Raw genomic sequence first — 20,679 nt, forward strand, 5'->3', positions numbered from 1 at the left:
CGCTCCCACAGGTTTTTTTGTGCAGCCACCAAATTCAGCATCAGCTTTACGCATCAAAACAACGAACTTAATGTCCAATTTTTATAATTAGCTTATAGCCAATCGGACTTTTACAGCCATCACTTATACCCATACTGTTACAACCATCACCGACCCCTGACCAGGTGGAGGCCCTTGAAACTGCGTGTTTTGCGGCCGACACCACTCCACGGTCAATTGCCACACCCAAACCTGATAACGGCTAAAGCCACCGCCGCCATGACTTTCAAATCATGCCTATGGCAACGCTTTGCCTAAAAAAAAGATCACGCCAACACCGCACCTACATCCTGGGGTTCACCATGCACAACACCTTCACTTCAAACCGCCTGACGCTGGCCGTATCGCTGGCCCTGTTCGGGTTGTCGGCACATGCCGAAGAAAGCACCAGGGAGGGGGCGCTGCCCGTGGTCACGGTCACCGCTGAACATCGCAGCGAAGACCTGCAAAAGGCCCCGCTGGCGATCTCGGCGTTCGATGAAAACGCCTTGGAAGACAAGCAGATCAAGAGCATCCGCGACCTGTCCGGGCAAGTGCCGAACCTGACCCTCAGCCGCCAGTCGATCTCCTACAGCGCCCAGACCTACGGCATTCGTGGCATTGGCGAAACCGATCCGATCCAGGAGTCGGCCGTGGCGGTCTATGCCGATGACCTGTACATCCCGCGGGCGATTTCCTCGATGCTCGACTTCAACGATGTCGAGCGCGTCGAGGTCCTGCGCGGCCCCCAGGGCACCCTGTACGGACGTAACAGCAGCGCTGGCGCGATCCGCGTGATCACTCGCGATCCGACCCAGGAAACCCGTGGTTTCTTCGAGCTCGGCGCCGGCAACTACAACGCGCAGAACGGCCGGCTGCTGATCAGCGGGCCACTGGTGGACAACACCTTGTTCGGCAGTTTTTCAGCGATTCGCCTGACCCGCGACGGCACGGTCTCCAACCCCACCCGAGGCGAGGACGTGAACAACGTCGACCTGCAGTCGTACCGCGGCAAGCTGCGCTTCAACCCCATCGATTCGCGGTGGGATGTGCAGCTGACGCTGGCCGGCACCTTCGACCGCGGCGACACCACCAGCTACACGCCATTCGATGCCGATGGCCACTTCGACAAGTTCAGGAGCTACAGCAGCCTCAACCCGAAAAACCGTCTCGACCAGGGCAGTTCGGTGCTGCGGGCGATCTACGCCATCGACGACCACCTGAACTTCAAGTCGGTGACCGCCTACTCGGCTTTCAACCAGCCCGTGGACTATGACAACTCGGGGCAGGCGGCGCTGATCCAGAACAACCTGATCACCTATAACCAGGACTACGCCACCCAGGAGTTCCAGCTCAACGGCGACTACGACGACTTCAGTTTCAGCACCGGCCTGTACCTGTACCGGGAGAAGTTCGAAGCCGAGCGGGACAACCTGACCTATTCGGTTGCCCGCAACCGAGTGATCGGCCAGGGCCAGTACAGCACCACCAGCACCGAAAGCTACGCGTTGTATGGTCAGGGCAGCTACAAGGTCACGCAACAACTGTCGCTGATCGCCGGGCTGCGGTTCACCCGCGAACACAAGAACTTCGACTACAGCAACTACGCGATCACCACCAACCGGGACATCACCGGCACCAACTTCAGCGCCGACTCGAGCAAATCCTGGCAGTCCACCAGCCCGAAACTCGGCTTCGAGTACGCCTGGACACCGCACCTGAACCAATACGCCTATGTCGCCAAAGGCTTCAAGGCCGGCGGCTATGATAACCGTGCGCCGACCCAGGCCGCCGCTGAGCAGGCGTTCTCTCCGGAAAACGTGACCACCTGGGAAACCGGCTTCAAGGGCGATTTCTTCGACCGTCGCCTGCGCGCCAACCTCGCGCTGTTCTACAACGACTACAAGGACCTGCAAACCAACGCCTATGACCCGGCGCTGGGTGTCAGCCTGCGGACCAACGTCGGCCAGGCCCACACCTACGGGGTCGAGCTGGAAACCCTCAGTGCCCTGACCAACGACCTGCAACTGACCTTCAACCTCGGCTATCTGCAAAGCCAGTACGACGACTTTGAAAACGCTGGCGGCGCCGGGGTCGATGCCAACGGCCAACAACTGGTGTACTCGCCGCGCTGGAACACCAGTGTCGGCCTCAACTACACCATCCCGGCCGGTTTGCCCGGCACCTGGCTGGCCGGCACCGATGCGCAGTTCCAGACCAAGTCCTATGCCAACGCCTTGAACGATGACGTCCAGGAAATCCCCCAGCAGACCTTCTGGAACGCCAACACCCGCTACATCTCCGGCGACGGTCACTGGACCACCACCCTGTCGGTGAAAAACCTGCTGGATCGCGCCTATCCGCAGTCGGTCGGCTACATCCCTTCCAGCGGCGCCCGCTACTACTCGCTCAACGACCCACGAACCCTGTTGCTGTCCGTGCGCTACGACCTCTGACCCGCAGATAGGCAAACATGCCAAGGAGCACTTTTATGGCTTTCACCCGCAGGCAAATGATTTCCCGGATTGCCGCGGTCGGCGGTTATTCCGCCGCCGTCGGCGCCCTCGGTGCATTGGGGCTCACGCCTCAGGCCGTCGCGTCAACGTTCGCGCCGTTGCAGTTGGGCAGCAGTGGCAAAGGCAAACAGGTGGTGGTAATCGGCGCCGGCATTTCCGGCCTGGTCAGCGCCTATGAGTTGCGCAAGGCCGGCTTCAGTGTGACGGTCCTCGAAGCCCGCGAACGGGTCGGCGGGCGCAACTGGACCTTGCGACGTGGCACCCGGGTCGAGTTCGACGATGGCATCAGCCAGACCGTGGATTTCGATGACGGGCAGTTCTTCAATGCGGGCCCTGCGCGCATCCCCAGCCATCACCAGACGATCCTCGGCTACTGCCGCGAGTTGGGCGTGGAGCTGCAAGTACTGGTCAACAGCAGTCGTAACGCATTGGCCCTGCCAGACACCCGCCAACCGGCCTTCCAGTTGCGCCAGGCAGTCAACGACACCCGTGGGCAACTGTCCGAACTGCTGGCCCGCACCGTCAGCCGCAAGGCCCTGGACCAGGACCTGAGCGCGGACGACCGGCAGGCCTTGTTGAATTTCCTCAAGGTCTATGGCGACCTCAACGCCGACTTCCAATACAAAGGATCGGTGCGCTCGGGCTACAACCGCATCCCCGGCGCCGGCGATCAAACCGGGATCACCCGCACCCCGCTGGAGTTGCAGACGCTGCTCAATCCCAAGCTCTGGGGCGCGCTGGTGTTCGATGAAATTCCCGAGTTTTCCTCGACCATGTTCCAACCGGTGGGCGGCATGGACCGGATCCCCTATGCGTTCTACGAACAGCTCAAGGATTCGATTCGCTTCCACGCCGAAGTCAGCGACATCCAGACCTCGGAGCAAGGCAGCCGCATTACCTACCGGGACCGGCAGAGCGGCAAGACCCAGACCCTGAACGCCGATTACGCCATTGTCACCGTGCCCCTGCCCTTGCTGGCGAAGCTGCCGAGCAACTTCACCGCACCGTTCAAGCAAGCGATCCTCAGCGCGCAAAGCGATCAGGCGAACAAAGTCGCCTGGCAGTCGCCGCGCTTCTGGGAAACCGACTTCAACATCTTCGGCGGGCTGTCTTACCTGGATCATGAAGTCAAAGGCCTGTGGTACCCCAGCGACCGGCTGAACAGTGCCCAAGGCATCCTGGTCGCGGCCTACAACACCAGCGAGGCCGCGCAATCCTTCAGTCAGAAATCCCTGGCCGAACAGTTCGCCTCCTCCCGCCAGGCCGTCGAGCTGCTGCATCCCGGTCACAGCGCCAAGTTGCAGAAACCGGTGGCGATCAACTGGGCCAAGGTGCCGTTCAGCAAAGGCCCGTGGATCGTCAACGACGAGGTAGGCGAGCAGGCCTACCAGATTCTCAACCAACCCCAGGGCCGCACTTACCTGGCCAGCGACGCCCTCGCCCATGGCGGGGTCGGCATCTGGCAGAACACCGCGGCCGATTCGGCGCGGCGCATCGTTTCGCTGATCGGCCGGCATGCCGAGCGCCAGCTATCGGGCGTTGCCGCCTGATTCATTTCGCCTGATTCATTTCGAGAAGGGACCTACCGATGAAAACCCTGACATTGCTCACAGGACTGCTCATGACCGCCACCGCATTCACCAGCCAGGCCGACGAGATCAAGCGCATCGCCCTGCCCAACTCCAACTTTCCGATTTCCCTGGCCGTGTCGGTGCCGGCCCAGACCGACCTGCTGTTCGTCAGCGGCCTGCTCGCCGACCTGCATGACCCGCAAGCGCCGAAAGACTCGTTCGCTGCCTATGGCGATACCGCGACCCAGACCACCTCGATCCTCAACAAGCTCAAGGGCGTGTTGCAAAGCCAAGGGTTGGATCTGGGGGATGTGGTGCAGTTGCGAGTGTTCCTGGTAGGCGATCCGGCCAAGGGCGGCAAGCTCGATTTCGCCGGGTTGCAGCAAGGCTATACGCCGTTCTTCGGCAGCGCCGAACAGCCGAACAAGCCCGCACGCACCGCCGTGCAAGTCGTCGCCTTGCCGCTGCCCGGCGGCCTGGTGGAAATCGAAGCCGTCGCCGCTCGCAAGCAGTGACACGGACCTCAGCCGACCTCCAGGAGCTGCACTCTCATGCACAACGACTCAACTGCCCTACGTGCCGGGCGCCTCGCCGTGCCTGTCTATCGTCCGTTACTGCTGCCGCTGTCCATTGCCTGCGGGCTTGCTTCGTTCAATCTCGAAGCGGCCGAAAGCGGCTCGCCGACCCTCGACACCGTGGTGGTCACCGGCAACCGTGGCGCCACGCAACGCACCGTCACCACCAGCCCGACGCCCATTGATGTGGTGACGGGCGAACAACTGCGTGCCGTGGGCAAACCCAGCCTGCTGGAAGCGCTGAGCAAGTTCATTCCTTCCTTCAACCTGCCCGACCGCGCCGGTTGGGACGCCAGCGGCGTGGTGCGCTCGGCGACCCTGCGCGGGCTGACCGCATCCCATGTGTTGGTGCTGGTCAACGGCAAGCGCCGGCACACCAGCGCCACGTTGAACATCAACGGCATCAACAGCGGCGCAGCGCCCAGCGACCTTGACCTGATCCCAGTGGCCTCCATCGACCACATCGAGGTGTTGCGCGACGGCGCTGCAGCGCAGTACGGCTCGGATGCGATCTCCGGGGTGATCAATATCATCCTCAAGCAGACCACCGGCGGCAGTTCCGACACCACCCTCGGCCAGGGCTACGACGGCAAGCGCGGGACGGCCCAGGAAGCGCTCAACTACGGTTTCCAGATTGGCGAAGCCGGTGTACTGAATGTCTCGTTCGACACCCGCTACCAGGAGCGCGACAACAAGGCCGGCAGCAACGGCTACAGCGCCCATTACTACCCGCAGGCCGACGGTTCCCCCGACCCACGGGAGGCCGATGCCAGCCACCACACCTACAAGGGCTACGGCCTGCCCCGCAGCCAACTGGCGGATGTTGGCTACAACCTCGACCTGCCGCTGAACGACGCCGTGACGCTTTACTCGTTCTCCACGCTCGCCACCCGGGAGAACAACGACGGCCAGAACTTCCGCCTGCCCAGTGGCCGTAACACCATCACCACCGGTCCTAATGGCTACCCTGACGGCTACAGCCCCTACTGGCTGGTCAACGAAACCGATTTCCAGTCCGCGTTCGGCGCCAAGGGCGAGGACTTCGGTGGTTGGGCCTGGGACCTGAGCAGCACCTACGGGCGCAACTACGCCAAGCAACGCACCTACAACAACCAGAACCCGTCACTGGGGGAAAGCACGCCGAACAAGTTCACCTCCGGCATCTACATCGCCGATCAGCTGACCAGCAACCTGGACCTGAAAAACAGCTATGAGATCGGCTTGGCGAAGCCGCTGGATGTCGCCTTCGGTTTCGAACACCGCCGTGAAAGCTACGAAACCCGCGCCGGCTCCGAGGCCTCCTACATCGACGGGGGCTACGTATTCCCGGTCGGCCACCCGCGCGCCGGGGAACGCCCCGATCCGGGCGCCCAGGTCACCAACGGCATCACCCCCGAGGACGCGCAGAAAGTCAGCCGCAACAGCGTCGCCAGCTACATCGACCTGGGTTTCTACCCCGTCGAACAGTGGTACCTCGGCGTGGCCGCGCGGTATGAACATTACAACGAAGGCGTCGGCGGCACCCGCAGCGGCAAGCTCAGCACCCGCTACGAATTCAACCCGGTGTTCTCGGTGCGCGGTACCGTCAGCAACGGCTTCCGCGCCCCCTCCCTGGCCAACCAGATCTTTACCGCCCGTTCGACCGGATTCGACACCATCAACGGGGTCTACCAGGCCTATAACTATGCGGTCCTGCCGGTGGATTCGGCAGGTGCCCAAGCCCTCGGGGCCGAGTCGTTGAAACCCGAACGCTCCACCAACTTCAGCCTCGGCTTCGCCCTGACGCCTAGCGATGACCTGAGCCTGACGGTGGACGGCTACGTGATCAACCTGCGCGACCGCCTGGTGCTCAGCGAACGCTTCCAGGGCCCAGGCGTCGCCGCCCTGCTCGACAACATCGGCGTACCGGCCACCGCCGGGGCGCAGTACTTCACCAATGGCGCCAACACCCGGACCTCCGGTGTCGACGTGGTGGGTAACTACCGGCAGAACCTGGAGCGCTACGGCTCGGTGCGCTGGACCGCCGCGCTGAACTACAACCACACGAAGATTCTCAGCGTCAACGACACGCCCTCGCAGCTGACCTCCCTGGGGGATTTCCAACTGCTCGGGCGCCAGTCGCGAGCGCTGATTACCAAGACCTCCCCCAGCAGCAAGATGATCTTTTCCGCCGACTGGGCCATCAACGACTTCGACGTCAACCTGCGACTGACCCGCTACGGCACCTACACCGAGGTCAACAGCTCGAGCGACTCGAGCCTGGACCGCGAGTATTCAGCCAAATGGATCACCGACCTCGATGTGGCCTATGCGATCAACAAGCAACTGACCGTCGCCGTCGGCGCGCAGAACCTGTTCGACAAATACCCAGACCACATCGGCGTCAGCAACTCCTCGTTCGGCGATAACTGGGGCAGCTATTCGCCCTTCGGCTTCACTGGCGGTTACTACTACACCCGCCTGCAATATGCGTTCTGATGCCCACGGGTGGCGCCTAAGCTAATGCCCAAAAAGTATTTATAAAAAGTTTTTTAGAACAATAGGATTCCCCAAGCCTTCTCATTCCTCTTTTCAATTCGAGTGTGCCATGTCGAAACTCATCAAGAACCTTGGGGCGATCGTGCGTCGCCCGACCCTGGCTGGCGTGATCGCCGTCCTGGCTTTATCCTCTCTCACCCTGCCGGCCCAAGCCCGGGAAACGCTGCGCATCGGCTATCAGAAATCATCGACCCTGATCAGCCTGCTCAAGACCCAGGGCAAGCTGGACAAAGCCCTGGCCGCCGCGAACATCGACGTGAGCTGGCATGAGTTTCCCAGTGGCCTGCCACTGCTGGAGGCGTTGAACGTCGGCAACATCGACGTCAGCGCCGACGTGGCGGACACCGTGCCGATCTTCGCCCAGGCCGCCCAGGCCAAGCTGACCTATTTCGCCCAGGAAGCGCCCTCGCCATCGGCCCAGGCCATCGTGGTGCGCAAAGACTCGCCGCTACAACAACTGGCGGATCTCAAGGGCAAGAAAGTCGCGGTCACCAAAGCCGCCGGCGCTCACTACCTGTTGATCGCCGCGCTGAACAAGGCCGGCCTGAAATTCTCCGACATCGAACCTGCATACCTGACGCCCGCCGACGGCAGGGCCGCGTTCGAAAACCACAAGGTCGACGCCTGGGTCACCTGGGAACCCTTCCTCAGTGGCGTGCAACGTCAACTGCCGACCCGAACCCTGGCCGACGGCGGTGGCCTGGCCAGCTACAAGCGTTATTACCTGACCAGTACCCGCTATGCCAAGGCGCACCCGGAGGTGCTCAAGCTGGTCTATGAACAACTGCACGAAGCCGGGACCTGGGTCAAGAACCACCCCCGCGATGCAGCGCAAGTCCTGGGCCCGCTATGGGGCAATCTCGACGTGGAAACCGTCGAGGCGGCCAACGCTCACCGCAGCTACCAGGTGCAGCCGGTATCCGCCGATCAGTTGGGTGAACAACAGAAAATCGCCGATGCTTTTTTTACTGCGGGACTGCTGCCCAAGGCGGTGAATGCCCAAGATGTGGAGATCTGGGCACCTTGAGACGATGCCTGACCGAATCCCACGTCGCTTCCATGCTCACATATGCAACGAGATGAAATCCACGAAACAGCGCAACTTGGGGGTGATGAAGCGGTTGGGCGGCCACAGGACACTGAAGTGGATGGTACGGGTCACTTCCTCGGTCAGTACGGCCTGAAGGTCACCGGCCTCAATAGCCTCCTTGACGGCGAATTCGGGCAGGCAGGCGATGCCACGCCCTTCCATGGCCGCATTCAAGAGCATGTCGATGTTGTTGCAGACCATCACCGCCTGAAGGTCCTGTGTACCATTGGCGGCGCTGTCCGGCAGCGGCCAGCGCTCCAGCTTTCCGGTAGACGGCACCCGATACAAAAGGCAGTCATGACGGCTCAGGTCGCTGGCATCTGCGGGGGCGCCATGGGTCTGGAAATAGGCCGGCGCCCCTACCAGCAAAAAGCGAAAAGCACCCAGCCGACGCGCCACCAGGCGCGAGTCGTTCAGCTCGCCGGTCCTGACCACGGCGTCGAAGCCCTCCTCTACCACATCCACCAGGCGATCACTGAAATCCAGTTCCAGGTGGATGTCCGGGTAGCGCTTGGCGAATCGGGACAGCAAGGTGAACAGGAACTGTCCGGCCAACGGCAGGCTCACGCGCAACTTGCCCCGAGGCTCGCTGCTGTTGCTCGACAGTTCAAGCTCCGCCGCTTCCAGCTCGTTGAGCACACGCTGGCAACGGTTCAGGAACAGCATGCCTTCTGCCGTCAGGTTGATGCTTCGCGTGCTGCGGTGGAAGAGCCTGACGCCCAGGCGCTGCTCCAGGCGCGCGATACTTTTGCCAACCGCCGAGGACGACACGCCCAGTTGTCGTCCCGCCGCGACAAAACTGCGGGTTTCGGCAACTTGTACGAAAACCGTGATTCCGCTGAGGTTGTCCACGCACTCTCCTTGAGTTCCGCGCGTTGAATTGCGGAACGAAACGTCCGATGTGTCCGGAATTCTAGCCTCTGTTTCCCCTGGCGTCTGCGACCTAGCATGACGGCGTCTACTACCAGCAGGGAATCGGGATCATGACCGTCAAAGCGTCCATTGTTTTATCCAGTGCAGTTGCCACCGAACCTATGCAGGCGCGAATCGACGCTGCCTTGAACAGCGCGCTCGAGGACAAACGCCTCGTGGGGGCCGTGGTGGTGGTTGCCCGGCGTGGTGAAATCATCTATCGCCAGGCCGCCGGGCTGGCCGACCGGGAGGCTGGCATCCCCATGCGCACCGATGCCTTGTTCCGGCTCTCCTCGGTCACCAAACCCATCACCTCGGCGGCGGCCGTGGCCTTGGTTGCCCAAGGCCGCATTGGCCTGGACGACCCCATCGCCCGCTGGCTGCCGGAATTCCAGCCGACCCTGGCCGATGGCACCCGCGTCACCATCAGCGTACGCCAGTTGCTCAGCCATACGGCGGGCCTGGGCTACGGTTTCCTCGAAGCCCCGGGTGGCGGAGCGTACGCGCGTGCCGGTGTATGCGATGGGCTGGAGAAAGCATCGCTGACACTCGATGAAAATATCCGCCGGCTGGCGAGCGCACCGCTGCTGTATCGCCCAGGCACCGATTGGGGCTATTCGATCGCCACCGACGTGTTGGGTGCGCTGATCGCGCGGGTGTGTGAAACCAGCCTGAGCGAGGCTGTCGAGCGCCTGGTTTGCGAGCCGCTGGGGCTGACCGATACCCGCTTCCACGTTGTGGATCACACTCGCCTGACGGCCGCCTACCTCAATGACGACCCCGCTCCACGGCGAATGAAGGGGGTCGAGGTGATAGAGGTTTTCGAAAACACCGCCGGCATCCGGATGGACGCAGATCGAGCGCTGGATGACAACGCCTATCACTCCGGCGGCTCTGGGATGATCGGCTCCGCCGAAGAGTTTCTCACCCTGCTTGAGACCCTGCGCCAGGGTGGTGGCGCACTGATGCCGGCGAGCCTGGCCAAGGAAATGGGCACCGTGCAGACCGGCAGCCTGGAACTGGCCAACTGGCCAGGCCGTGGCTTCGGCCTGGGGTTCACCGTGTTGTCCGATCCGCAAGCGGCACAGGCACCGGAGTCCGTCGGCACCTGGCGCCTAGGCGGGGCCTTTGGTCATTCGTGGTTCGTCGATCCGGTGCAGCAACTGTCCGTTGTAGCGTTCACCAACACTGCCTTCGAAGGCATGTTCGGCCAGTTCACCGTGGATCTGTGCAATGCCGTCTACGGGCGTCTTGAGGACCGGTCATGAAAATGTTCAATCCTCTCTTCTTCATCGCCCTGGGGTTATTCGGCGTCTATACCATCGAGTTCGGGGTGGTCGGCATCCTGCCGGTAATCATCGAACGCTATGGCATCAGCGCATCGCAGGCCGGCTATCTGGTGGGGTTGTTTGCCTTGGTCATCGCGTTGTTCGGCCCGTTCATGGTTCTGCTGTTCTCACGCTACAACCGTAAACGGATCCTGACCGTCTCACTGTTCATCTTTGCGGGCAGCAGCGCGCTGTCAGCCTTCGCGCCCAACTATGAAACACTGGCGATCCTACGGATCATCCCGGCGTTCTTCCATCCGGTGTATTTCTCGCTGGCGTTCGTCGCGGTGATCTCCCTCTATCCCAAGGACCAGGCGACACAAGCTACGGCCAAGGCCTTTGTGGGCACCAGCATGGGCATGGTGCTCGGCATGCCCATCACCACCTGGATCGCCGCACGTTTTTCCTACGAGGCAGCCTTCCTGTTCTGCACTGCGGTCAATGTAATCGCCGGCCTGGGCATCATTGCCCGCCTGCCCGACACGTTTGCCGGCCAGCGGACACCCTACGGTGAGCAATTGGCGATTCTGCGCAAGCCTACGCTGTGGCTCAACATCGCCGCCTCCACGCTGATCTTCGGCGCGATGTTTTCGGTGTACTCCTATAGTGCCGAATACCTCTCCCGCGAAGCCGGCATGAATGGTGAGGTGATCAGTGCAATGTTGATCCTGTTCGGCGTGGGAGGTGTCGCCGGTAACCTGCTGGCGGGTCGGCTGCTTTCCAGGAACAAGGTGGGCACCACGCTGATGCATCCTCTCATGCTGGGCATGGCCTATCTGATCCTGCACTTCTTTGCCAGCCCGGACATCCTGCCGATGGTACTGATCGTGGTCCTCTGGGGGGCCACTCACACCAGTGGCCTGATCGTAACGCAAGTCTGGCTGACCTCCGAGGCGCCGCAAGCCCCGGAGTTCGTCACCGGACTGTATATCTCATTCATCAACCTGGGCGTGACGCTCGGCGCAACGGCCGGAGGATGGTGCCTGGAGCGCATGGGAATGGAGGGGACGATCATCAGCGGGCTGGTCTTCTGCGCATTGGCGGCCGCGATGATTGTCACCCGGGTGCTGGTGTACGGCACCCGGAAACCGGATCCCGCGCCGCAATCTTTACCGTTGTGCACCAAGGTTCCGTGAACGCTCACTCGGACCGCCGCATACCCAATCCCCTGAATATTGAGCTTGACGAATTACATGATGACCATCATATTCGTCTCAAAATATTACCAGCATCATACACAGCAATTCTCTCGCTCCACTTTACGGCCGCCCTGAAGCCAGGCAGCTGCACCTGCAAAACGTCCAAAGGTAAGATCCATGACCACAGCCGTTGCAAACACCCAGGCCCACCAAGCCGTCCAGCCACTCACCGGGCGAATCGTCGCCTTGCTCGCCGGCCTGGCAGCAATCGGCATGCTCTCCACGAACATCATCCTCCCCGCCTTCCCGCTCATCGGTGAAGCCCTGGGGGTGAGCGCTCGCGAAATGGGCCTGACGCTGTCCAGTTACTTCATCACCTTCGCTTTGGGCCAGTTGATCGTCGGGCCGCTCGCCGATCGCTACGGACGCCAGAAGCTGGTGCTGGGCGGGCTGGCGATTTTTGTAGTCGGTACGGTGATTGGCGGGCTCGCCACCAGTCTTGAGATGCTGATCGCAGGACGCGTCGTCCAGGCGCTGGGCGTGTGTGCGGCCTCGGTGTTATCGCGGGCTATCGCCCGGGACCTGTTCGAGGGCGAGGCGCTGGCTCGCGCCTTGTCGCTGACCATGATCGCCACCGCCGCCGCCCCGGGGTTTTCGCCGCTGGCCGGCAGCCTGCTGTCCGTCACGCTGGGCTGGCGTGCGATTTTCATCTTGGTGGGACTGGCCGCGGTGGTGCTGGCGTTCTTTTATGTCCGGGGGCTGGGCGAGACCCACCCGGCCGATCGCCGGGCGCCGCATTCGGCCAAGAGCGTGGTGCTCGCCTATGCCCGATTGGCGCGAGACAGTCGCTTCATCCTTCCGACCCTTTCCATGAGTCTGTTGATGAGCGGACTGTTCGCCTCGTTCGCCGCCGCGCCCGCCATTCTGATGAAAGGGATCGGCCTGACTTCGTTACAGACCGGTCTCTATTTTGCGTCGACGGTATTTGTCGTGTTCGCCGCCGGAATGGCCGCGCCGCGCCTGGCGCACCGCTACGGCGCTGGCTTCGTCACGATCCTGGGCATCGCCTGCGCCATGGCCGGTGGCGGCCTGCTGCTCGCCGGGTCGGCCGATCCAAGCCTTGGCTGGTACGCGCTCTCGATGGTTACTTTCCTGTGGGGCATGGGGCTGGCCAACCCGCTGGGCACGGCAATCGCCATGGGCCCATTCGGCAAAGAGGCCGGGATGGCTTCCGCGCTGCTCGGTTTTATCTCCATGGGCGCAGCCGCACTGAGCACCTGGCTGGCTTCGGTGCTGGCTTTTGCGCCGGTCACGACGTTGGGCGGAATCCAATTGGTCGCCTGCCTGGTGGCGATGGTCTTGTTTCTTCTACGAGGTCGTCCAAGCTGACCCACCGCTATCGCGAGCAAGCTCGGCTCCCACAGGGGGTGTGGTGTCTACTTGCTCTATCAACCAGCCCCTGAATGCTTGCACCTTAGTAGAATTGGCACTCTCAAGCGGCGTTACCAGATAGAAGCCGAGATCGGACTTCAGCTTCAAGTCAAAAGGCGCCACCAACCTGCCCGCCTTCAGGTCTTCATCGACGTAAGTTGAGCGTCCGATGCAGACGCCCAAGCCATCGATCGCCGCCTGAACGGCCATCATTGCCAGATCGAAGGTCAGCCGCGAGCCCTCGGCCAGCTCCTGCGGTTGACCCGCTGCGTCCAGCCACAGGTTCCAGTCATCACCGGTCATCCCACTGACCTGCAGCAATGTGTGGCGGGCCAGGTCAGCCGGCGCTTCCAACGCGTTGGGACCCTCCAATAACCGCGGGCTGCACACCGGGAATATTTCATCGGACATCAGCGGGTCGGCACGCAACCCCGGCCAGTCACCACGACCGTAACGAATGGCGGCATCGATGCCGGCCTTGCGCAAATCCGTCAACTCGGTCGAGGCCGTTACGCGTACGTCGATATTCGCAAATGCCTCTTGAAACGACCCCAGCCTGGGCAATAGCCATTTGGAGGCGAAGGAAACCAAGGTGCTGATCGTCAACGTGTTGTTCTCGCGGCGCCCCAACAAGCTTTCGGTCGAATGCCGCAGCTCGTTGAAGGCCGAGCGTACCCCGGGCAAATAGGCCCGCCCTTCCTGGGTCAGGGTCAAACCGTCCTTGGCCCGCAGGAACAGGCGAACGCCAAGTTCGTCTTCGAGTCGTCTGATCTGGTGGCTGATCGCGGTCTGAGTGACGTTCAGCTCTTGTGCGGCCTGGGTGAAACTCATATGCCGGGCTGCGGATTCGAAGGCTTTCAAGCCATTAAGAGAAGGAATTCTGACGGCCATCGGGGCTTGCGGCGCTCATGAGATTTTGTCATACCGTAGCATTCGAAATGTGCTTTGCGAAAGGCTCCAGCGTTCGCGGATGCTGGCGACGCTTCTTCATCCCCAAGCAAGGACCACCTGGAAATGAAACTGTACTTCGCCCCCCTGACCTGCTCTTTGTCACCGCATATCGTGCTGCGAGAACTGGGCATCGCCTTCGAATGGGTCCGCGTCAACAACAAGACCAAGCAAACCGCCGACGGCCAGGACTTCCTCGACATCAATCCCAAAGGCTACGTCGCCGCGCTGGTGCTGGACGACGGTAAGGTGCTGACTGAGGGGCCGGCGATCCTCCAGTATCTGGCGGACCTCGTCCCAGGCAACACACTGGCACCGGCGAACGGCACGTGGGAACGGGTTCGACTGCAAGAGTGGCTGAACTTCATCGCCACAGAGATTCACAGCGCTTGCGCCCCGCTGTTCAACGCCGATATCCCGGAGCCCACCAAAGCCGTCTTCAAACAGAAACTGTTCAAGCGCCTCGACTACCTGACTGAATCGCTGCGACACCAGGATTACCTGATGAACACCTTCGGTTTGGCCGACAGTTATTTGTTCAGCGTCCTCAAATGGCTGCCGTTCTTCAACATCGATATCAAGCAGTGGCCCGCGTTGGCGTCGTTCATGGCGCGTATCGAGGCGCGCCCCAGTGTCCGGGCGGCCATTGCGGCAGAAGAGGCCACGCTACCGGTCTGACAGAGGCTGTTGACGGAGCCTGTCCTGAACGAAGCGCGCGCTGCGGCGGTCCGAACAACTGAACCCTTTGGCTAGAAACCCGACCATGCTGCTACGCCCTATTGCCCTCGCAACATTGCTCACTCTGGCTAGCCACGGCGCAATCGCCGCGCAGGAGCCACTGCGCCTGGAAAGCCTGAAACGTTGTGGCGACTTGCTGCAAAGCCAGCACCAGCAATGGTGTCTGACCGTGCGCGGGTTGGGGCCTTCGATGCCGCAATTGAAACTGGGGAGCAAGCCACTGCCCGCCGATGCCGTCCAGCGCGACGGGCAAAACCTGCGGTTGCGCCTGGACAGCGCCGATTACCAGAGCGGTCCGCTCTGGCTGGAGGACGGACCGCGCCTGAGCAATGCCGCCTGGCTGACCCTGCGCAACAGTCATGTAGTGGCCGCCGGGCCGGATGAAGTGGCGAAGAACATGGACGGCCTGACCACCTACGTCAACCTGGTCAGCCTGTTGATCGAGGAAAACCACGATGGCCGCCAGGAAGCCGAACGCCTGGCCGAGAAGTACGGGGCCAAGGTGGTGGGTAGCATCGCGCCACTGAATGTCTATCAACTGCAGTTGCCGGCCGCGGACCTGATGCAACGCGATGCATTGGTACTGCGCCTGGGCAGCGAAACCAGCGTGGACGCCGTGGTGATCGAGGAGTCCGCCGCAGAAGAAGCCGAGCAGGCCACGCCCCATCCTGAAGAACCGCAGAAACCGGCCCCGGACTCCGATGAATGGGCCGCGAACCGTTTCCTCGATGCAGTGAACTACTACCTGCGGCGCATCCCCGGCCGACAGGACCCCATCCGCCCGCAGCCGGTGCGCATCGGCCTGATCGAGCGTGACGTGGATTTCGACACGGCGGATTTTGCCGACTACGTCGGGGCGTGCTCGGCACCGCGCACCTGTGTCTACGCACGCGATGCAGACAAGCCGGACAACCACGGCAGCACCGTCGCCGGCATTCTCGCCGCACGCTGGAACGATGGCGGCAACAGCGGTTTTCTTCGTGGCCTGGACAAGGCAAGTGGTGGCTTCGAGGTGATCGTCGAGCGCAACTCCGATGCCGGCATCACCGCCAACATCGCCGCCTCGGTCAACCTCGTGGAAGACGGCGTACGCGTGCTCAACTGGAGCTGGGGCATTCATCGCGTCGGCGCGAAAAACGTCAAAGGCGATGATGTGGATTCCCTGCTGCGCTCAGGCATTGCCATGGGCGGCTACGAGGAACTGCTGGAGGAATTTTTTCTCTGGCTGCGCAAGGAACATCCCGACGTGGTGGTGGTGAATTCCGCCGGCAACGGCTCATCGTTCTCGGGCAGCGATGAGTACCGCCTGCCCTCCTCCTTCATCACGGAACAACTGCTGGTGGTCGGCGGCCACCAGCGCAGCGAGCGCGCTGGGGTCGCCGTCGACGACCCGGCCTATGCGGTCAAGCGCAGCTCCTCGAACATCGACATGCGCGTCGACATCACCGCCGCCGCCTGCACCCACGCCTCGACAACCGAGGCAGGCCAGGACGGCGCCGTGCATTGCGGCACCTCCTATGCCACGCCGATGGTCACCGGCCTGGTGGCGGCGATGCTCTCCATCAACCCGCAACTGCAACCCGAGCAATTGCGCATGTTGCTGCGCCGCAGCGCGATGACCATCGGCGACAACCACGACTTCGAACGAATGGACGCCGAAGACCTCACCGCGCCGATCCTGCCGTCGGAGCGCAACTACCAGCTCAACGACAAGGACGTGGGCCGTTCGGCGCGGCTGGACATGTATAAGGCGCTCGATCTGGCGGAGCAGAGTCGGCGGCGGGTGCGTTGATTGAGCTACGCCGCAGGCCCTGATCTCAAGGAACGTCCGTCCCTGCACGAAAAGCCTCTGCACTGAGCCCGAACCGACTCATCTTGTTGTACAACCCGCCCCGGGAAACATTCAGCTGCCTGGCAGCCAGGCGGATGTTGCCGCGGGTTGCCTTGAGGGCCGCGATGATCGCCTGCATTTCATGGGCATCCAGGCCCAGGGTGGTCGGACGCTCAGGTACATGCCCTGGCGACGAAGGCCGTACGCCTTGGCGGATTTCCAGCGGCAGGTCATCCGGTTCGATCTGTTCGGTGGTTGCCAGGTTGGTCGCACGCTCGATGATGTTTTCCAGCTCACGCACATTGCCCGGCCAGTGGTACACCGACAGGATATCCAGGGCCGGTGGCGAAATACCTCGCACCGATTTGCGCAACGTGCGGGCGCAACGCTTGAGGAAATGCTGCGCCAGCAAGGGCACATCGTCGCGGCGCATGCGCAGTGGCGGCACCGTCAGGTTCAGCACGTTGAGCCGATAGTAAAGGTCTTCGCGAAACGCCCCGTCGGCCACCGCCTGGCTCAGGTTGCGGTGGGTGGCGGCGATGATGCGTACGTTCACCTGCTGGGATTTTTTTGCCCCGACCCGCGTGACTTCGCCCTCTTGCAGCACCCGCAGCAGGCTGACCTGGGCACCAAAGGACATGTCGCCGATCTCGTCGAGGAAGATCGTGCCGCCATCGGCCAGTTCGAACTTGCCGGCTGACCCGCCACGCGCCGAACCGGTGAAGGCGCCCTCGACATGCCCGAACAATTCGCTCTGCACCAGCTCTCGCGGAATCGCCCCGCAGTTGACCGCCACGAATGGGCCACTGCGCCGGTCGCTGGCGTTATGGATCGCCTGGGCGAACAACTCCTTGCCGGTGCCGCTCTCACCGAGGATCAGCGTGGTCGAGTCGCTGCGACTGGCGATTCGTCCAAGGTGCAACGCGTCTTGGATGGCGCGGGAATGGCCCTGGATGGTGTCGAAGGTGTAGCTGGCCTGGGTGCCGATGATCCGCCGGGTGATTTCGCGGATGCGCCGGTTCTCCCGCAGCGAAACCACGCATCCGCCCCACTCCAGTGAACACACCGACACCTGGCACGCCAAGGCGCTGCGATCGTGCAGTTCAAAGGTGCAATCCAGATCCCGTGGGCCTTGGCCGCCACGCAGCAGTATCTCATCGCTCAGCTCGCTCTGGCCCAAGTGCCGGAACGGGCTGCCCAGCAGGTCGTTGCCAACGCGGAACAACTGTCGGGCGTAGCCGTTGATGGCGCGGATGCAACCCCGTTCATCCAGCACGACCAAGCCTTCGTTGAGCACTTCAAGGACGGTCTGTTGCTCCTTGAGCAACGCCTGGAGCGCCATCTGCCGCGAGACGGCTTCGGCGGCGGCCTGCACCGTGCCCAGGGTGTGGAAATGAAACCACCCCGGCTCGGCGGTCAGGGTCAGGATGGCTTGCGTACGGCCCTGGGCATCGCGGACGGGCGCGGCGGCGCAATGCATGCGTCGACGTCTGAGGCCGGCACCGAAGTTTTCCTCCGCCAACACGTAGACCAGGCGATCCTCGGCCAGCGCCAGCCCCGTGCAGTTGGTGCCCTGCACAGACTCCAGCAAACGGCTGCCCACTGGCGTCAGGTCGAGGCCGCAGAAATACAGCGTCGTGCCTTCGGCATCGGTCAGGTTGATATGGCCCCTGGGGTTGTAGGCCAACAAGCCGCGCATGACCTCGGCCGCGGCGGCAATCATCACCCGGTGGGCGGCCTGCGTTGCAGCCAGGGCATGCGGATCGATAAAACGATACGCGCCATCCTCGGGATCAATGTCGGCACCGACGCTGCGTAGCCAGGAATCCCATATCACCTGCCTGACGCAGGCAGGTCGCTCGACTTGCCCGTTCAGGCACGCCAGCCAGGCCTGTTCCAACTCGGCAATCGGTCCTTCGTTCAACGCTGCTGGACCGAGTGCGGTGATGTAGTCGAGGTCTGGCTCGCTGACCGCGATGGGCTCCGGGATCATATTCATTCCCTATGTTCATTTTCTAGACATGTCCAGTATAGGCATGTCATGAAAATAGACACTTTTTAAGCTATGCGAATTGAGAAAACCTTACTTATCAATTCGTTACAGTCTGGCACAGGGTTTGCTCCCTACCCCTCCAGCAGCCAGGACACTCCAGCTGAACAATAAAAAAGGGGATTCATGAACATGAGCAAATCCAAGTGCATTCGTCTCGGCCTCATCGGCGCAGGCCGCATGGGCAGCTTCCACGGCCTGACGGCGGCGCGACACATTCCCGGTGCCTGCCTGGCCGCCATTGCCGATCCGACAGCCAGCCAGGCCGCCAGACTGGCAGCGGAGTTGGACGTGGAACGGGTCTATACCGACCCGCAACAACTGCTCGACGATCCGCAAATCGACGGCGTACTGATCGCCGCCCCGGCCCGCAGCCACGCCGAACTGGTGATTGCCGCAGCCCGAGCCGGCAAAAGTGTCTTCTGTGAAAAACCCATGGCCATCACCCTCGACGAAGCCGATCGCGCCATCGCCGCCGCTGCCGACGCCCGGGTGACCTTGCAAGTGGGCTTCAATCGGCGCTTTGCCAAAAGCTTTCGCAGCGCCCACCTGGACGTGGTCGCAGGACGGATCGGAACCCCGCAACTGCTGCGCTCGCTGACCCGCGACCCGGCGCTGAACAATCCGGCCAACTCACCGCAATGGGTGATCTTTCTGGAAACGCTGATCCATGACTTCGACACCTTGCGCTACCTCAATCCCGGTGCCGAAGTGGTCGAAGTGTTTGTGCAGGCCGATGCGCTGATCGCCCCGCAGTTCAAAGACAAGGGATTCCTCGACACCGCCCTGGTGAGCCTGCGTTTCGACAACGGCGCCCTCGCCACCGCCGAGGCGAATTTCCAGGCCGTGTATGGCTACGACGTTCGCGGCGAGGTGTTCGGCAGCGCCGGCATGCTGACCATGGGCGGCGTCAATGACTCGGACCTGGTGCGCTACCTGTCCTCGGGCGTGCAGGCTGATACCCAGCGCCTGGACACCGACCTGCTGCGTGATGCCTACGTGGCCGAGCTCAACCATTTTGTCGACTGCCTGCGCACGGGTAACAAACCCATCGCCAGCGGTGAAGACGCCCGGGCCGCCCTGGCCATTGCCCGTGCCTGCATCGAGTCTTACCAACAGGGCCAGCCAGTGCGCGTGCAGGGAGGCCGCCCATGAGTTTCTCGCCGTTCAAACTGGCGATCAGCGCCGAGATGGTATTCCTCGACCTGCCGTTCACCGAACGGGTCGAGCGAATCCATGCGCTGGGTTTCAGCGCCGAAATCTGGGACTGGACCCAGAAAGACATCGCCGCCCTGGTTGCCACCGGCGCTGACTTCACTTCGATGACCGGCTACATCGCCGGCAACCTGACCGACCCCGAGGACATCCGGCAACTGCTCGACAGCGCGCGGGAGTCACTGGCCGTCGCCGCCCGCTTGAATTGCCCGAGCCTCAACCTGCACGGCACGGGCCTGGGCGACCAGGGCCTGCCGGTCAAACCGGTGGCCCTCACTACCGGGCGCATGTGGCTGAGCGCCTGCAAGACCCTGGAGAAGATCGCTCGCCTGGGCGAAGACGCGGGCCGAGTGTTCCTGCTGGAAAACCTCAACACCGAGGTGGATCATCCCGGCACGCCATTCGCCCGTGCCGACGATACCTTGGCGCTGATCGAAGCCGTAGGCAGCCCGCATTTGAAGATGAATCTGGACCTTTACCATGCGCAGATCGGCGAAGGAAACCTGATCGAACTGATCCAGCGCGCGGGCAGCGCCATCGGTGAAATCCAGGTCGCCGACGTTCCCGGACGCATGGAACCGGGTACTGGCGAAATCCATTACCCGGCCATCGCCAAGGCGCTGTTCGAGATAGGCTATCGCGGTGTCGTCGGCCTTGAGGGCTGGGCCAGTGGCGACAGCGAAGCAGCACTGGAACGATTCCGGCAAGCCTTTACGCTGGACGGATGAAACGGCGGTACCTCGGACGTCGGCCACCGTTACGCTTGAGCCATTCATAAC

The 20,679-nt window shown here is 62.3% G+C and carries 15 protein-coding genes; 12 read left to right on the top strand and 3 right to left on the bottom strand.

The window, feature by feature from the left end:
• Positions 1–341 precede the first annotated feature (341 nt).
• The 5 genes from RGM2987_RS27155 to RGM2987_RS27175 all read left to right on the top strand — a co-directional run bounded on the left by RGM2987_RS27155 (position 342) and on the right by RGM2987_RS27175 (position 8,245).
• The gene (locus tag RGM2987_RS27155) at positions 342–2,474 is read left to right on the top strand and encodes a TonB-dependent receptor (protein WP_245146011.1); all 2,133 of its coding nucleotides are present in this window, start codon (positions 342–344) and stop codon (positions 2,472–2,474) included.
• A gap of 35 nt (positions 2,475–2,509) precedes the next feature.
• Positions 2,510–4,084 carry an FAD-dependent oxidoreductase gene (locus tag RGM2987_RS27160; RefSeq protein WP_245146013.1) on the top strand — a complete coding sequence of 525 codons (1,575 nt, stop codon included), beginning with the start codon at positions 2,510–2,512 and terminating at the stop codon, positions 4,082–4,084.
• Between the two features lie 38 nt (positions 4,085–4,122).
• Complete coding sequence (locus RGM2987_RS27165) at positions 4,123–4,620, top strand: RidA family protein (RefSeq protein ID WP_245146015.1); 498 nt, start codon at positions 4,123–4,125, stop codon at positions 4,618–4,620.
• 36 nt (positions 4,621–4,656) lie between these two features.
• Complete coding sequence (locus RGM2987_RS27170) at positions 4,657–7,158, top strand: TonB-dependent receptor (RefSeq protein WP_245146016.1); 2,502 nt, start codon at positions 4,657–4,659, stop codon at positions 7,156–7,158.
• 109 nt (positions 7,159–7,267) lie between these two features.
• On the top strand, positions 7,268–8,245 hold the full coding sequence (locus RGM2987_RS27175) for an aliphatic sulfonate ABC transporter substrate-binding protein (RefSeq protein ID WP_245146017.1): 978 nt from the start codon (positions 7,268–7,270) through the stop codon (positions 8,243–8,245).
• Between the two features lie 36 nt (positions 8,246–8,281).
• Here RGM2987_RS27175 and RGM2987_RS27180 read toward each other — a convergent pair whose 3' ends face one another.
• Complete coding sequence (locus RGM2987_RS27180; protein ID WP_245146018.1) at positions 8,282–9,160, bottom strand: LysR family transcriptional regulator; 879 nt, start codon at positions 9,158–9,160, stop codon at positions 8,282–8,284.
• Between the two features lie 131 nt (positions 9,161–9,291).
• On the opposite strand from RGM2987_RS27180, the gene RGM2987_RS27185 reads away from it, so the two are divergent.
• The 3 genes from RGM2987_RS27185 to RGM2987_RS27195 all read left to right on the top strand — a co-directional run bounded on the left by RGM2987_RS27185 (position 9,292) and on the right by RGM2987_RS27195 (position 13,076).
• Positions 9,292–10,488, top strand: coding sequence for a serine hydrolase domain-containing protein (locus RGM2987_RS27185; protein WP_245146019.1), 1,197 nt, complete (start codon positions 9,292–9,294; stop codon positions 10,486–10,488).
• Positions 10,485–11,684 carry an MFS transporter gene (locus RGM2987_RS27190; protein WP_245146020.1) on the top strand — a complete coding sequence of 400 codons (1,200 nt, stop codon included), beginning with the start codon at positions 10,485–10,487 and terminating at the stop codon, positions 11,682–11,684. The genes RGM2987_RS27185 and RGM2987_RS27190 overlap by 4 nt, the downstream gene beginning before the upstream one ends.
• Before the next feature lie 180 nt (positions 11,685–11,864).
• Positions 11,865–13,076 carry a multidrug effflux MFS transporter gene (locus RGM2987_RS27195; protein ID WP_245146022.1) on the top strand — a complete coding sequence of 404 codons (1,212 nt, stop codon included), beginning with the start codon at positions 11,865–11,867 and terminating at the stop codon, positions 13,074–13,076.
• Here RGM2987_RS27195 and RGM2987_RS27200 read toward each other — a convergent pair.
• On the bottom strand, positions 13,056–14,009 hold the full coding sequence (locus RGM2987_RS27200; protein WP_245146024.1) for a transcriptional regulator GcvA: 954 nt from the start codon (positions 14,007–14,009) through the stop codon (positions 13,056–13,058). The genes RGM2987_RS27195 and RGM2987_RS27200 overlap by 21 nt on opposite strands.
• A 123-nt stretch (positions 14,010–14,132) precedes the next feature.
• Here RGM2987_RS27200 and gstA point away from each other — a divergent pair, with 123 nt between their 5' ends.
• Both gstA and RGM2987_RS27210 read left to right on the top strand, forming a co-directional pair.
• Positions 14,133–14,744 carry a glutathione transferase GstA gene (gene gstA, locus RGM2987_RS27205; protein ID WP_245146025.1) on the top strand — a complete coding sequence of 204 codons (612 nt, stop codon included), beginning with the start codon at positions 14,133–14,135 and terminating at the stop codon, positions 14,742–14,744.
• 85 nt (positions 14,745–14,829) lie between these two features.
• Positions 14,830–16,596 (top strand): S8/S53 family peptidase, encoded by a 1,767-nt coding sequence (locus RGM2987_RS27210; RefSeq protein WP_245146027.1) that lies wholly within the window; start codon positions 14,830–14,832, stop codon positions 16,594–16,596.
• Positions 16,597–16,621: 25 nt separating this feature from the next.
• Here RGM2987_RS27210 and RGM2987_RS27215 read toward each other — a convergent pair whose 3' ends face one another.
• Positions 16,622–18,628, bottom strand: a complete 2,007-nt coding sequence (locus RGM2987_RS27215) for a sigma 54-interacting transcriptional regulator (RefSeq protein ID WP_245146172.1) — start codon at positions 18,626–18,628, stop codon at positions 16,622–16,624.
• A 189-nt stretch (positions 18,629–18,817) separates the two neighbouring features.
• Between RGM2987_RS27215 and RGM2987_RS27220 the strand changes: the two genes are divergently transcribed.
• Positions 18,818–19,840, top strand: a complete 1,023-nt coding sequence (locus tag RGM2987_RS27220) for a Gfo/Idh/MocA family oxidoreductase (protein WP_245146041.1) — start codon at positions 18,818–18,820, stop codon at positions 19,838–19,840.
• Positions 19,837–20,628, top strand: a complete 792-nt coding sequence (locus RGM2987_RS27225) for a TIM barrel protein (RefSeq protein WP_245146042.1) — start codon at positions 19,837–19,839, stop codon at positions 20,626–20,628. The genes RGM2987_RS27220 and RGM2987_RS27225 overlap by 4 nt, the downstream gene beginning before the upstream one ends.
• The last annotated feature ends 51 nt before the right edge of the window (positions 20,629–20,679 follow it).

Source organism: Pseudomonas sp. RGM2987, assembly GCF_022952855.1.
Taxonomy (GTDB): Bacteria; Pseudomonadota; Gammaproteobacteria; order Pseudomonadales; family Pseudomonadaceae; genus Aquipseudomonas.

Excerpts from the sequence above, each read along its gene's own strand:
- RGM2987_RS27200 (WP_245146024.1), bottom strand. The coding sequence starts at position 14,009 with ATGGCCGTCAGAATTCCTTCTCTTAATGGCTTGAAAGCCTTCGAATCC.
- RGM2987_RS27155 (WP_245146011.1), top strand. The coding sequence starts at position 342 with ATGCACAACACCTTCACTTCAAACCGCCTGACGCTGGCCGTATCGCTG.
- RGM2987_RS27210 (WP_245146027.1), top strand. The coding sequence starts at position 14,830 with ATGCTGCTACGCCCTATTGCCCTCGCAACATTGCTCACTCTGGCTAGC.
- RGM2987_RS27175 (WP_245146017.1), top strand. The coding sequence starts at position 7,268 with ATGTCGAAACTCATCAAGAACCTTGGGGCGATCGTGCGTCGCCCGACC.
- RGM2987_RS27190 (WP_245146020.1), top strand. The coding sequence starts at position 10,485 with ATGAAAATGTTCAATCCTCTCTTCTTCATCGCCCTGGGGTTATTCGGC.
- RGM2987_RS27185 (WP_245146019.1), top strand. The coding sequence starts at position 9,292 with ATGACCGTCAAAGCGTCCATTGTTTTATCCAGTGCAGTTGCCACCGAA.
- RGM2987_RS27220 (WP_245146041.1), top strand. The coding sequence starts at position 18,818 with ATGAGCAAATCCAAGTGCATTCGTCTCGGCCTCATCGGCGCAGGCCGC.
- RGM2987_RS27215 (WP_245146172.1), bottom strand. The coding sequence starts at position 18,628 with ATGATCCCGGAGCCCATCGCGGTCAGCGAGCCAGACCTCGACTACATC.
- RGM2987_RS27165 (WP_245146015.1), top strand. The coding sequence starts at position 4,123 with ATGAAAACCCTGACATTGCTCACAGGACTGCTCATGACCGCCACCGCA.
- RGM2987_RS27225 (WP_245146042.1), top strand. The coding sequence starts at position 19,837 with ATGAGTTTCTCGCCGTTCAAACTGGCGATCAGCGCCGAGATGGTATTC.
- RGM2987_RS27160 (WP_245146013.1), top strand. The coding sequence starts at position 2,510 with ATGGCTTTCACCCGCAGGCAAATGATTTCCCGGATTGCCGCGGTCGGC.
- gstA (WP_245146025.1), top strand. The coding sequence starts at position 14,133 with ATGAAACTGTACTTCGCCCCCCTGACCTGCTCTTTGTCACCGCATATC.
- RGM2987_RS27170 (WP_245146016.1), top strand. The coding sequence starts at position 4,657 with ATGCACAACGACTCAACTGCCCTACGTGCCGGGCGCCTCGCCGTGCCT.
- RGM2987_RS27195 (WP_245146022.1), top strand. The coding sequence starts at position 11,865 with ATGACCACAGCCGTTGCAAACACCCAGGCCCACCAAGCCGTCCAGCCA.